At 58.8% G+C, this 12,820-nt stretch carries 9 protein-coding genes; 5 read left to right on the top strand and 4 right to left on the bottom strand.

The features are described 5' to 3' along the window. The first annotated feature begins 216 nt into the window (after positions 1-216). The 4 genes from ACTQZF_RS05380 to ACTQZF_RS05365 all read left to right on the top strand — a co-directional run bounded on the left by ACTQZF_RS05380 (position 217) and on the right by ACTQZF_RS05365 (position 4,582). Positions 217-1,533, top strand: a complete 1,317-nt coding sequence (locus ACTQZF_RS05380) for an ABC transporter substrate-binding protein (RefSeq protein WP_154515142.1) — start codon at positions 217-219, stop codon at positions 1,531-1,533. Positions 1,534-1,620: 87 nt separating this feature from the next. Next, complete coding sequence (locus tag ACTQZF_RS05375) at positions 1,621-2,475, top strand: carbohydrate ABC transporter permease (protein WP_152073297.1); 855 nt, start codon at positions 1,621-1,623, stop codon at positions 2,473-2,475. Then, positions 2,475-3,314 carry a carbohydrate ABC transporter permease gene (locus ACTQZF_RS05370; RefSeq protein WP_154515140.1) on the top strand — a complete coding sequence of 280 codons (840 nt, stop codon included), beginning with the start codon at positions 2,475-2,477 and terminating at the stop codon, positions 3,312-3,314. Before ACTQZF_RS05375 ends, ACTQZF_RS05370 begins: the two co-directional genes overlap by 1 nt. A 68-nt stretch (positions 3,315-3,382) precedes the next feature. After that, complete coding sequence (locus ACTQZF_RS05365) at positions 3,383-4,582, top strand: ABC transporter ATP-binding protein (RefSeq protein ID WP_154515138.1); 1,200 nt, start codon at positions 3,383-3,385, stop codon at positions 4,580-4,582. A gap of 374 nt (positions 4,583-4,956) precedes the next feature. Here the strand turns inward: ACTQZF_RS05365 and ACTQZF_RS05360 are convergent, their stop codons facing one another. The 3 genes from ACTQZF_RS05360 to galE form a co-directional block, all read right to left on the bottom strand. After that, positions 4,957-7,224, bottom strand: coding sequence for a glycogen/starch/alpha-glucan phosphorylase (locus ACTQZF_RS05360; RefSeq protein ID WP_441554732.1), 2,268 nt, complete (start codon positions 7,222-7,224; stop codon positions 4,957-4,959). Between the two features lie 128 nt (positions 7,225-7,352). Next, the gene (gene malQ / locus ACTQZF_RS05355) at positions 7,353-8,870 is read right to left on the bottom strand and encodes a 4-alpha-glucanotransferase (RefSeq protein ID WP_441554731.1); all 1,518 of its coding nucleotides are present in this window, start codon (positions 8,868-8,870) and stop codon (positions 7,353-7,355) included. Positions 8,871-9,078: 208 nt separating this feature from the next. Then, complete coding sequence (gene galE / locus ACTQZF_RS05350) at positions 9,079-10,140, bottom strand: UDP-glucose 4-epimerase GalE (RefSeq protein ID WP_154515134.1); 1,062 nt, start codon at positions 10,138-10,140, stop codon at positions 9,079-9,081. 266 nt (positions 10,141-10,406) lie between these two features. Between galE and ACTQZF_RS05345 the strand changes: the two genes are divergently transcribed. Further along, a complete protein-coding gene (locus tag ACTQZF_RS05345; RefSeq protein ID WP_441538629.1) occupies positions 10,407-11,612 on the top strand; it encodes a PcsB-like coiled-coil domain-containing protein in 1,206 nt (401 codons plus the stop codon). A gap of 218 nt (positions 11,613-11,830) precedes the next feature. Here ACTQZF_RS05345 and murB read toward each other — a convergent pair whose 3' ends face one another. Beyond that, positions 11,831-12,793 carry a UDP-N-acetylmuramate dehydrogenase gene (gene murB, locus ACTQZF_RS05340; protein WP_441554739.1) on the bottom strand — a complete coding sequence of 321 codons (963 nt, stop codon included), beginning with the start codon at positions 12,791-12,793 and terminating at the stop codon, positions 11,831-11,833. Positions 12,794-12,820 lie beyond the last annotated feature (27 nt).

The raw sequence follows: 12,820 nt of genomic DNA, 5'->3' as shown, positions 1-12,820 counted from the left end.
GGCCGTACGGGGCGCTTTAATTGTTTAGACAATATTTGTCAAGTACGAATGTATCAAGAACCGTTCACCGAAGTTTTTCTACCGCTCTAGTAATACTTGTTCAAACAACTGGCCAAATAGCGTATTGTACAAATCAGAAAAAGGGGCAAAGTCCCCGAACCAATCTCCGAAGGCGGCGGCAAAGGGTGCCGCCACGGTGTGAAAGGGTGGATTGTAATGAAGAACGAAATGAGCAGAAGGCAGTTCCTGGGCTTCGCTGGCTCCGCGGCCACGGTCTTTGGCCTGGGTCTCGTGGGCTGCGGTGGCTCCGCCGGCTCCGGCTCCTCTGCTTCTGGTGACGCTGCCGAGGTCTACTTCCTCCAATTCAAGCCCGAGGTCGACAAGGAGTGGAAGGAGATCGCCAAGGCATACAAGGAGGAGAAGGGCGTCGAGGTCAAGATCGTGACCGCCGCCTCTAACACCTACGAGGAGAAGCTCAAGTCCGAGATGTCCAAGAGCTCCGCTCCTACCCTGTTCCAGGTCAACGGCCCCACCGGTCTTAAGAACTGGAAGGACTACTGCGCCGACCTGTCCGATACCAAGGTCCGCGGTGAGCTCGTCGACGACTCCCTGGCTCTGCAGTCCGACGGCAAGGATCTAGGTATCGACTGGGTCCAGGAGAGCTACGGCATCATTTACAACAAGGAGCTCCTCGAGAAGGCTGGCTACAAGGCCGAGGACATCAACTCCTTTGACAAGCTGAAGGCTTGCGCCGATGACATTCAGGCCCGCAAGGACGAGCTTGGCGTTGACGGTGCCTTCACTTCCGCCGGCATGGATGACTCCTCCAGCTGGCGCTACACCACCCACCTCGCCAACCTCCCGCTCTACTACGAGTTCGAGAAGGAGCACAACCAGGAGGATGACGAGATTAAGGGCGAGTATCTCGACAACTTTAAGCAGATCTTCGACCTGTACATCACCGACTCCACCTGCGATCCTTCGCAGCTTGCCTCCAAGACCGGCGACGACGCCTCCAACGAGTTCGCAACCGGCAAGGCCGTCTTCTATCAGAACGGCTCTTGGGCCTACGCCGACCTCATCAAGGCCGGTATGACCGACGATCAGATTGGCATGATGCCCATCTACATCGGTGTCGACGGCGAGGAGAACCAGGGCCTGTGCTCCGGCGGCGAGAACTACTGGTGCGTGAGCTCCCAGGCTTCCGAGGATGCCCAGAAGGCTACCGAGGACTTCATGTATTGGTGCGTCACTTCTGAGACTGCCACCAGCATCATCGCTGACAAGATGGGTCTGACTGCCCCGTTCAAGAGCGCCAAGGACACCACCAACGTCTTCTCGCAGCAGGCTGTTGCCATGGCTAAGGACGGCAAGAAGACCGTCGCTTGGGACTTCGTTTACATCCCCTCTGAGGAGTGGAAGAAGAACCTCAAGCAGGCTCTGATTGCCTATGCTGCCGATAACACCAAGTGGGACGGCGTCAAGAACGCCTTCGTCGATGGCTGGAAGACCGAGAAGGCTGCTTCCGAGTAAGCAGTTGCTGCCCAAGCTATCTGATTAGCGACAGGGGGCGGGCAGACGTCGGTTTGCCCGCTCCCTGCATATTGAAAGGACCCTTCTATGGGCAAAGCACTCAAGCGCTGGTGGCCGCTCTTTATGCTGCCCACGTGCCTGGCGTTTATGATCGGGTTCGTGATCCCCTTTATCCAGGGTTTCTATCTCTCGTTCTGCCAGTTTATTACCATTAACAACACGCACTTCGTCGGTATCGAGAACTACGTGCGTGCACTGTCCGATCCGCAGTTTGCCACGTCGTTCTTCTTTACGGTGGCGTTTGCTTTCCTGTCGACGGTGCTCATCAACGTGATCGCCCTCGCCATCGCGCAGGCGCTCACCCGCAAGGCGCTCAAGGGCACCAACATCTTCCGTACGATCTTCTTCATGCCTAACCTGATCGGCGGCATCGTGCTGGGCTACATTTGGCAGATTCTGATCAACTGCCTGCTCTCCAACATCGGTGCCGACCTTATCGCCCTTAACTCTGCTGCTGGCTTCTGGGGCCTTATCATCCTGACCCTGTGGCAGCAGGTCGGCTACATGATGATCATCTACATCGCCGGTCTGCAGTCCATTCCGTCCGACTACATCGAGGCCGCCAAGGTCGACGGCGCTACGGCATGGCAGACGTTTTGGAAGGTTAAGATCCCCAACCTGATGCCGACGATCACCATCTGCCTGTTCCTGTCCATCACCAACGGCTTTAAACTGTTCGACCAGAACCTCGCCCTTACCGGTGGCGCCCCGGCGCACTCCACCGAGATGCTCGCCCTGAACATCTACAACACGTTCTATTCGCGTGCTGGCATCGCATGGCAGGGCATCGGTCAGGCCAAGGCGGTTATCTTCTGCATCCTGGTCGTCGCTATTTCCATGATCCAGCTTAAGGCCACGAGGTCCAAGGAGGTGCAGCAGTAATGAAACGCGATAAGGCTATCAACCGTGCGCTCTCGATTTTCTTTACGATCCTGTCGCTCGCATGGATTTACCCCGTGTTCATGATTGCGCTCAATTCCTTTAAGAAAGGGACCGCAATCAGCACCACCACGGCATTCGATCTGCTCACGCCCGAGACGTTCAACGGCCTTGCAAACTACGTGCACGCCCTTAACGAGCAGGGCTTTGCCTCGGCGTTTATGTACTCGCTCATCATCACGGTCACGTCGGTCGTGCTGATCTTGGTGTGCTGCTCCATGTGCGCTTGGTATGTGGTGCGCGTCAACAGCAAGATCTCGAACTTCTTCTATTACCTGTTCGTGTTCTCGATGGTCGTACCGTTCCAGATGCTCATGTTCACGCTGTCCAATTTGGCGGACCGCATCGGCTTCAACACGCCGTTCAACATCTGCTTTATTTACCTTGGATTTGGCGCGGGCCTAGCGGTCTTTATGTTCGCCGGCTTTGTAAAGAACATCCCGCTCGAGATCGAGGAGGCGGCCATGATCGACGGCTGCAACCCGGTCCAGGTGTTCTTTAAGATCGTCCTTCCCATCATGAAGCCCACCTATCTTTCGGTCGGCATTCTCGAGACCATGTGGGTCTGGAACGACTATCTGCTGCCCTACCTCACCCTCGACTCCACCAAGTACAAGACCATTCCTATCTTGATCCAGTACTTCCGCGGCGGCTACGGTCACGTCGAGCTCGGCCCCATGATGGCCTGTATCATGATGGTCGTTGTCCCCATCGTCCTCATGTACATCCTCTGCCAGAAGTACATCATCGACGGCGTGGTGGCAGGTGCCGTCAAGGGCTGATGCCGTAACTGTTTTGCAAGTTTCTGCGGCGCCCCTCAGCGTGGCGCCGCGTATCGAAAGGTAGAGACATGGCCGAGATCGTTCTCAAACATGTTCAGAAGGTGTATCCCAACAACGAGTCCAAAAAGAAGGGCTTCTTTGGCAAAAAGAAGAAGACCGAGGAGAAGAAGCACAACCTCAAGGTTACCGAGGATGGCGTGCTCGCTGTAGAGGACTTCAACCTCACTGTCCACGACCAGGAGTTTATCGTCCTCGTTGGTCCCTCTGGCTGCGGTAAGTCCACGACGATGCGCATGGTTGCCGGCCTGGAGGACATTACCTCGGGCGACGTGCTCATCGACGGCAAGCGCGTCAACGACGTGGCACCCAAGGACCGTGACATTGCCATGGTGTTCCAGAGCTACGCTCTGTACCCCAACATGACGGTGTACGAGAACATGGCGTTTACGCTTGAGCTCAAGAAGGTCCCCAAAGACGAGATTGACCGCAAGGTTCGCTCCGCTGCCGAGATTTTGGGTATCACCGAGTACCTCGACCGTAAGCCTAAGGCGCTTTCGGGCGGCCAGCGTCAGCGCGTTGCCATCGGCCGCGCCATCGTGCGTGACCCCAAGGTATTCCTGATGGACGAGCCGCTGTCCAACCTGGACGCCAAGCTTCGTAACCAGATGCGTGCCGAGCTCATTAAGCTTCGCCACGAGATCAAAGGTACATTCATCTATGTTACCCACGACCAGACCGAGGCTATGACCCTCGGCGACCGCATCGTGGTCATGAAGGACGGCGTTGTTCAGCAGATCGCCACGCCGCAGGAGGTCTTCAACCATCCCGCGAACATCTTTGTCGCCGGCTTCATCGGCGTGCCGCAGATGAACTTCTTCGATGCCCAGCTGGTGCGCTCGGGCGAGGGCTTTACCGTCAAGACCGACGACATGAATGTCGCGCTGGCCCCCGAGACCTGCGCTCAGCTTGCGCTTAACTGGGACGGCGAGGACATGAAGGAGATCACGGCCGGCGTTCGTCCCGAGCAGATTCTGCTTGCCGACAAGGGCGAGGAGGGTGCGCTTCAGGGCACCATCGAGGTCACCGAGCTCATGGGTTCGACCGAGCACGTTCATGTGACGTCTCCCGACGGCCAGTTTGTCCTGATCATCCCTGTCGTCGACCTCGAGGCCAGGGGTTCGCTCAAGGCCGGCGACCCCATCTGGTTCAAGTTCGAGAAGAATGCGACCCACCTTTTCGATAAGGTCTCTGGCAAGAACCTTATCTAGGCCCGATTCAATCAGACCCTCCTTTTGGGCGACTGCGGTTTTGCCATCCTTTTGCCGTAGTCACATATAAGGCTCCCCTCTCGTCCGCTGAGCGAGAGGGGAGCCTTTCTTTGTGCTGGGGCTGTCTGGCCGGTCGTTTGTCTCGATCTGTAACAGGAGGAGGGCCAAATTGGGCCTAGATGTTACAGATTGAGACGGTTTCCCGGAACAATTCTGTTTGTCTCATTCTGTAACAGGTTGACCCAATTATGCCGGCTAGTTGTTACAGGCCGAGATTTTTTGGTCGAGGCAGGTCGCGGGTAACACGAGGGCACAAAAAGCGGAGCCGCGTTGCCGCGACTCCGCTTTCAAAAGGATGGGTAATGGAAGCGAAATTAGCTCAGGTGCCAGATCTCGTCGTTGTACTGGGATATTGTACGGTCGGACGAGAAAGTGCCGGCGTTGGCGATGTTGATCAGCGCCTTGCGCATCCAAGCGTCCCGGTCCTCGTAGTCTGCCAGCACGCGCTCCTTAGTCTGGATGTACTCCTCAATGTCGAGCAGGGTCATAAACCAGTCCTTGCCCTTGATGTCGTCGTGCAGACGCTGCAGGCGCTCGGCGTTGCCGGTCGCCATAAAAGCGGGGTTGGTAATAAAGTCCACCAGTAGCTTAATACCGGGCTTGAGGTAGAGCGCGCCGACGTTATAGCTGCCGTCGGCGTAGAGCTGCTCGACCTGTTTGGACGAGGCGCCAAAGGTGTAGATGTTCTCGTCGCCCACGAGCTCGGCGATCTCGACATTGGCGCCGTCGAGCGTGCACAGGGTCAAAGCACCGTTGAGCATGAACTTCATGTTGGAGGTGCCGCTCGCCTCCTTGGAGGCCAGGCTGATCTGCTCGGAGATGTCGGCGGCGGGAATCACGCGCTCGGCAGCGGTGACGTTATAGTTCTCGATCATGACGACTTGCAGGTAGGGAGCCACGTCGGGATCGTTTGCGATCCACTGCGACAACGTCAGGATCAGATGGATGATATCCTGGGCGATAGTGTAGGCAGGTGCCGCCTTGCCGCCAAAGATGATGGTGACGGGGTGCTTAGGTCTATTGCCGTTCTTGATGTCGAGGTACTTCCAGATGATGTAGAGCGCGAGCATCTGCTGGCGCTTGTACTCGTGGATACGCTTGACCTGAACATCGATGATCGCGTTGGAGGGAATGGTCACGCCCTGCTCGAGCGCCATGAACTGGCGCATGATGGCCTTGGCCTCGGCCTTGGTGGCGGCCAGGCGCTCAAGAACGTCCTTGTCGTCGGCGAATTCGGCGAGCTTGCTCAGGTCGCCGGTGCTGCGCCAATCGGTACCGATTGCATCGTCGAGCAGGCTGGCAAGTGCGGGGTTGGCTCCCTGGATCCAGCGGCGGAAGGTGATGCCGTTGGTCTTGTTGGAGAACTTTTCGGGATAGATCTCGTAGAACGGGTGAAGCTCGGTGTTCTCCAGGATCTTGGTGTGGAGTGCGGCGACGCCATTGATGGAGAAGCCAAAGTGAATGTCCATGTGGGCCATGTGGACGGTGCCGTACTCGTCGATGATGGCGACACGCGGGTCGCCATGCTCGGCCTTGGCAATCTCATCGAGCTTGACGATGATGTCGGCGATGGCGGGGGAGACCTTCTGCAAGCTGGTGAGCGGCCATTTCTCGAGCGCCTCGGCAAGGATCGTGTGGTTGGTGTAGGCGACCATGGATCGCACGATGGTAACGGCTTCGTCAAACTCGATGTCGTGCTCGGTGGTGAGCAGCCGGATGAGCTCGGGAATGACCATGGTGGGGTGCGTATCGTTAATCTGGACCACGGCGTAGTCGGCCAGATCGTGCAGGTTGCTGCCGCGCTCTACGGCCTCGTCGATCAGGAGCTGGGCGGCATTGCTCACCATGAAGTACTCCTGGTAGATGCGAAGCAGGCGGCCCTGCTCATCGGAATCATCCGGATAGAGGAACAGGGTGAGGTTCTTGGCGATCTTGGTCTTGTCGAAGTCGATGGAGCTGCCAGGGACCAGGCCCTCGTCGACACTTGCCAGGTCAAACAGGCGCAGGCGGTTCTTGGTGGGCTGGCCATAACCGGGCACATCGATGTTGACGAGCTTGGAGGTGACGGCAAAATCACCAAACTCGACGGTGTAGGAGCGGTCGTCATCGATCAGGATGTCCTGCTCGCCGAGCCACTCGTCAGGGACGGCCTTCTGCTGGTTGTCGGCAAAGCGCTGGCGGAACAGGCCGTAATGGTAGTTGAGGCCCACGCCGTCGCCGGTGAGGCCCAGCGTGGCAATGGAATCCAGGAAGCATGCGGCCAGGCGACCCAAGCCGCCGTTGCCGAGCGAAGGCTCGACCTCGAACTCCTCGATCTTGTTGAGGTCGTGGCCGGCAGCGACGAGCTGGTCCTTAACCTCGTCATAGATGCCGAGGTCGATCATATTGTTGATGAGCAGCTTGCCGATCAAAAACTCGGCAGAGATGTAGTAGAGCTTTTTCTTGCCGTTGTTGAGCGGACAGGCGGCAGAGCGCTCCTGCACGAGCTTGACCAGCAGCTTATAAATACGACGGTCATCGAGCTGCTCGAGCGAGGTGCCAAAGGACTGCTCGGCGAGTTCTGCGAGGCTTATACGGGGCATGTTTCCTCCTGTGGTGAGTCGACTACATGTCAGAAATTCAAAAGAAGCCCGCGCGAGGGATTGGGATGGCCTCGCGCGGGAAAAGCGGTCGCGTCCACACGGTGGGGTGGGGTCGGGCGCGGTGGCTCCTATTGGGGAAGCTCGATTTCGGCTTCCGACGGGATGCGGAAGTAGGTCTCGGTCCAGTCGGTGAGCTTGCGCTCGAGTTCGCGGGTGATGGCGCCATCAAGCATGCGCCACGTCCAGTTACCGCCCAGGGTGGCGGGGGTGTTAATGCGCGCCTCGTTGCCCAGATTGAGCAGGTCCTGCATGGTGTAGATACAGGTGTCACTCACGCTGGCGGCGATGGTGCGGTTGAGCGCGTCGGCCATGGACTCGCCTGCCTGCTGGTGGGTATACAGGGCCGCCTGCTCGCGCTGACGCGGGGTGGCCGTTCCCTCATACCAGCCGCGTGCCGTTTCGTTGTCATGCGTTCCGACGTAGGCAACGGTGTTGGCAATGTAGTTGTGCGGCAGGTAGTACGAGTTGCTGCCTTCAAAAGCGAACTGCAGAATCTTCATGCCGGGGAAGCCCGTGGTGTCGCGCATGTCGATGACGCCGGGGGTAAGAAAGCCCAGGTCTTCGGCAATGATGGGAAGCGTGCCGAGCTTTTCCTCGAGCACCTTGAAGAGCTTGAGGCCGGGTCCCTGCGTCCATGAACCATATGACGAATCGGGAGAGGAGAACGGCACCTCCCAAAAGGCTTCAAAGCCGCGGAAGTGGTCCAGACGGATGATGTCGTACATGTCGAGGGCGGCTCGGACGCGGTCCTCCCACCAGGAGAAGCCGTCTGCTTCCATGGCATCCCAGTCATAGATGGGGTTGCCCCAGTACTGGCCGGTGGCCGAGAACTGATCAGGCGGCGTTCCCGCGACGCTGACGGGATTGCCGGCGGCGTCGATCTTAAAGAGCTCGGGCGTGGCCCACATCTCGACGGAGTCGCGCGAGACGTAGATGGGCAGGTCGCCGATGATCAGGATGTCGTGCTCGTTGGCATAGGCCTTGAGGCGGCTCCACTGGCGATCGAAGAAATACTGCGTCATCTGGTGGTAGAGCATGCGCTCGGGATGGGTGGCGCAGACCTTGCTGGATGCCTCGCCGCGGCGGCGGAGCTCCTCGGGCCACTCCCAAAAGGCTTTGAGTCCGCACTCCTCCTTCACGGTCATAAACTCGCAGTAGGGAAGGAGCCAGTCCTCGTTTGCCTGGATAAAGTCGTCGAAATCGGCCGGCTTATCGGCAGCAAAGCGCTCAGCGGCTCGATCGAGAATCTGACGGCGGCCAACAAAGATGGCGCCGTAGTCGACGTTGCTGGGGTCGGAACCAAGGAAGACGCCGTCGATGTCACGCTGCTCCAGATAGCCGGCTTCGATAAGCTCGGCAAAGTCGATCAAGTTGGGGTTGCCTGCGCGGGCCGAGAACGACTGATAGGGCGAATCGCCATAGCTGGTCGTCGTAAGGGGCAGGATTTGCCAGTAATGTTGTTTGCACGAGGCGAGAAAATCGACGAAGTCGTAGGCATTCCAGCCAAAGCCGCCGATTCCGTATGGTCCGGGCAGAGATGAGACGGGCATGAGGACGCCGCTTGCACGCTCCATGAATGCGCTCACCAACCTTCTTGTTGTGGGGTCGGCCTGCCGATGGGTGTGCAGTCCGCCTCCGATGTTCTGATTCGATACACCTATTGTATACATGTTGTTTAAACATGTATAGGCAAGATAAAAAAGTTGGTCGATTTTCGGCGAATGGTTACATGCCATGAAAAAAGCCCCGGTCTCACATCGTGAGATCGGGGCAAGAACGGTGTGTAGGTTTTTGCTACTCGGCGTCGGCGAAGCCGTTGGGGTTGTGGCTCTGCCAGTTCCAGCTGTCGCGGCACATGTCCGCGATGTCGTACTGGGCCTTCCAGCCCATCATGCGCTCGGCCTTGGAGGCATCACACCAGTTGGCGGCGATATCGCCGGCGCGGCGCTCGCGAATCACATAGGGCAGCTCTTTGCCACAGGCCTTGGAGAAGGCTGCGACAACCTCGAGCACCGAGGTGCCGGTGCCGGTGCCCAGGTTGAAGATCTCAACGCCGGTCTTGCCGTTCATCCAGTTGAGGGCGGCCACATGGCCCGATGCCAGGTCACACACGTGGATGTAGTCGCGCACACCGGTGCCGTCGGGGGTGGGGTAGTCGTTGCCAAAGACCTGAACGGCTTCGAGCTTGCCCACGGCAACCTGCGCGACATAAGGCACCAGGTTGTTGGGGATGCCCTTGGGGTCCTCACCGATCAGGCCCGACGGATGTGCGCCGATGGGGTTGAAGTAGCGGAGCAGCACAACGTTCCACTCGGGGTCGGCGGTGTGAACGTCCATAAGGATCTGCTCAATCATCCACTTGGTCCAGCCATAGGGGTTGGTCGCGGGCTTCTTGGGGTCTTCCTCGGTGACGGGCGGGTTATCCGGATCGCCGTAGACGGTCGAGGAGCTCGAGAAGATGATGGACTTGCAGCCATGGTTGCGCATAACGTCGACGAGCACCAGGGTGTTCTCGATGTTGTTGTGATAGTATTCGACGGGCTTGCTCACCGACTCGCCGACGGCCTTAAAGCCGGCGAAGTGGATGACGCGGTCGATCTGATGGGTATCGAAGATCTTGTTCATGGCATCGCGGTCGAGCACGTTGGCCTCGTAGAAGGTGAGGTTCTTGGCGGCCTTGTCGCCCACGATGGTCTTGACACGGTCGACGGCGACGGCGCTGGAGTTGGAGAGGTCGTCGACGATGACGACCTGGTAGCCACCCTCGAGCAGCTGAACGACGGTGTGCGAGCCGATAAAGCCGGCGCCACCGGTTACGAGGACGCAGGTGTCTTTGGGGTCGAGTGCTTTGGACATGTAGTCTCCTATCGAATCAGGAACACTTCCTGAGGGAGTATAGCGCAGGCAGGGGCACCCAAAACGTGCAGGGCAGGAAAAGCAGACGAACATGCTAACGTACTCATGGAAATGTTTGGCGTGGGCATAACCTTGACTTTGACGTTTGCATACGAGCCGCCGACCATGGGGTTTGCTGCCGTTCGTGGAAATCGTTGGGACGAGCGCGATGTACGCTAATATGTATGAGTTGAGCGACATATAAATAAACATGTAACGGAGTAGATATGTCACCAAACAGCGATTCCATCCTTTCCCAGGAGCTTTCGCGTCGCACTGCCCTCAAGGCCTTGTTCGGCGCCGCTTCTGCAGCCGTTCTTTTTGGTCTGCCCGCTCGCGCCCATGCTGCGGAGGCCACCAAGGAAACCACCGACAAGCTCAATGCGGCCCAGGCTCAGCTTGACGAGGTCCAGGCCCAGCTCGACAGCATCGCAAATGAATACGCGGCGCTGGCCAACAAGAACGCCCAGACCCTCAACGATATCGAGAGCGTACAGGGCCAGATTGACAGCACGCAGGCGCAGATTGACGAAAAGAAGGCCGAGCTCAAAAAGAAGCGCGGCGATCTTTCCGATCGCGTTTCCGCCAGCTATAAGTCGGGCGGCACCAACATCCTGTCGCTGCTGCTCGCCTCGGGCTCGTTTGAGGAGCTCGTCGCCAATGCGCACTATGTTGAGAAGATCAACAAGAGCGACCGCGACGCCATCGAGGATATCCAGACCATCCAGAAAGAGCTCGATACACAGAAGTCCGAGCTCGAGTCGCAAAAAGCCGACTTGGAGAAGCTCAAGGACCAGCAGACTGCCCAGATGCAGGACATGCAGGCCAAGCAGCAAGAGGTCCAGACGGTTCTGAACGGCCTCTCCGACGACGTCAAGGAGCTCATGGCCCAGCGCGATTCCGAGATTCTCGCTGCCGCCCAGGCTGAGGAGGCTGCCAAGAAGGCCGCCGCTGCTGCAGCTGCCGCAAACAAGAACAATTCCTACTCGGGTGGTTCAAACTCGGGTGGCGGATCGTATGCGCCCGGAAATCCGCAACAGAATGCCGGCTCGGGCAAGCAGCAGGCTGTCGTCAACGCATGCTACTCCACGCCTTCGCCTGGCCTAAACTGGTGCGCCGCCTGGGTCACCAACGTCTTCCGCAACGCCGGCGTGGGCTACTTTGGCGGCAACGCGTGCGACATGTTTAACGCCTGGTGCTACAGCTCCGATCGTTCGGCGCTGCAGGTGGGCATGATCGTGGCCGACTCGTCGCACAGTGGCACCGGTATGCCGGGTCTGCTGTACGGACACGTGGGCATCTATGTTGGCGGCGGCATCGTTATGAGTAACGAGGGCGCCATCACGTCGAGGTCGCTTGACTCGTTCATTAGCTTTTACGGTACTGGCTCTGGTGTGCGCTGGGGCTGGCTCGGCGGTATCGCGCTGTCGTAGCTGCGGCTTGGTCCGGGACTGCGGGCGAGGCATAAGGTTGCCTGCTCGGGCAGTCCTGCGCAAGACGAAGGCCACATTAAGTGGCCTTCTTTGCGTGCGGAACTCGCGATCAACCTTATGCCTCTCGGACTGTCCCGGTCCTCACGGGTCCTGAGCACGACACACCGGACTGGGTTATCTGAATAAATATGGTGAAGGCCCCTTTTGGGGCCTTCTTTTTATAAAAATTCGCCTACTCGGTGGACTTCGGGTTCTAGGTCTACGCCGAATTGGTCTTTGACGGTTGCTTGGATGTGGCGGATGAGTTCGTCGACGTCGGCGGCGGTGGCGTGGTCGGCGTTGACGATGAAGCCGCAGTGCTTTTCGCTCACCTGGGCGCCGCCGACGGCGTGGCCGCGCAGCCCGGCGTCCATGATGAGCTTGCCGGCAAAGTGGCCCTCGGGGCGCTTGAAAGTGGAGCCGGCGCTCGGCATGTCGAGCGGCTGCTTGTCCTCGCGGCGTTGGCGGTAGTCGTCCATGTCGGCCTTGATCATCGCGGCGTTGCCCGGGGCGAGATTGAAGGTGGCCGAAAGCACGATGAAGCCGTCGTCGGCGATGCGGCTCTTGCGATAGCCCAGATTGAGCTCGTCGACATCGAACTCGATGATGCTGCCGCTACCGCGGGTGCCGTCGTCGAGCGCGCGGGCGGGCTTATAGACGCGCACGGACTCCAAAACATCGGCCATGCAGGCACCGTAGGCGCCGGCGTTCATGTAGCAGGCGCCGCCGACCGATCCGGGGATGCCCGAGATGGGCTCCATGCCGGTGAGACCGGCCTCGGCTGCCGTGGCCGCAACATCCGAAAGCAGCGCACCGGCTGCTGCCGTAACGTGCGTGCCGTCGACGGTAATGGCGGAGAGGCCCTCCCCTAGCGCTACGACGACGCCGCGTATGCCCTTGTCGCCGACGAGTAGGTCGGAGCCGTTGCCCACGATGGTGAGTGGCAGATCGCAGCGATAGCAGGTATCGAGCGTGGCGACGAGGCCCTGCTCGGTGTCGGGCGTGACAAAGACGTCGGCCGGGCCGCCAATCTTAAACGTGGTGTGCTCGCGCATGGGCTCGCTCATCAACACGTTGTCCTCGCCGGCAACGCCAGCGAGCGCGCACAGCAGGTCCTCGTTAAAAAAGTCGTTCTCGTGCATCCGAATATCCGCCTTTTGGTGGTCGTT

Source organism: Collinsella sp. LCP19S3_H3, assembly GCF_052119145.1.
Classification (GTDB): Bacteria; Actinomycetota; Coriobacteriia; order Coriobacteriales; family Coriobacteriaceae; genus Collinsella.
The sequence above is the reverse complement of the archived record's forward strand: the minus strand, read 5'-3'. Positions and strand labels throughout refer to the sequence as shown.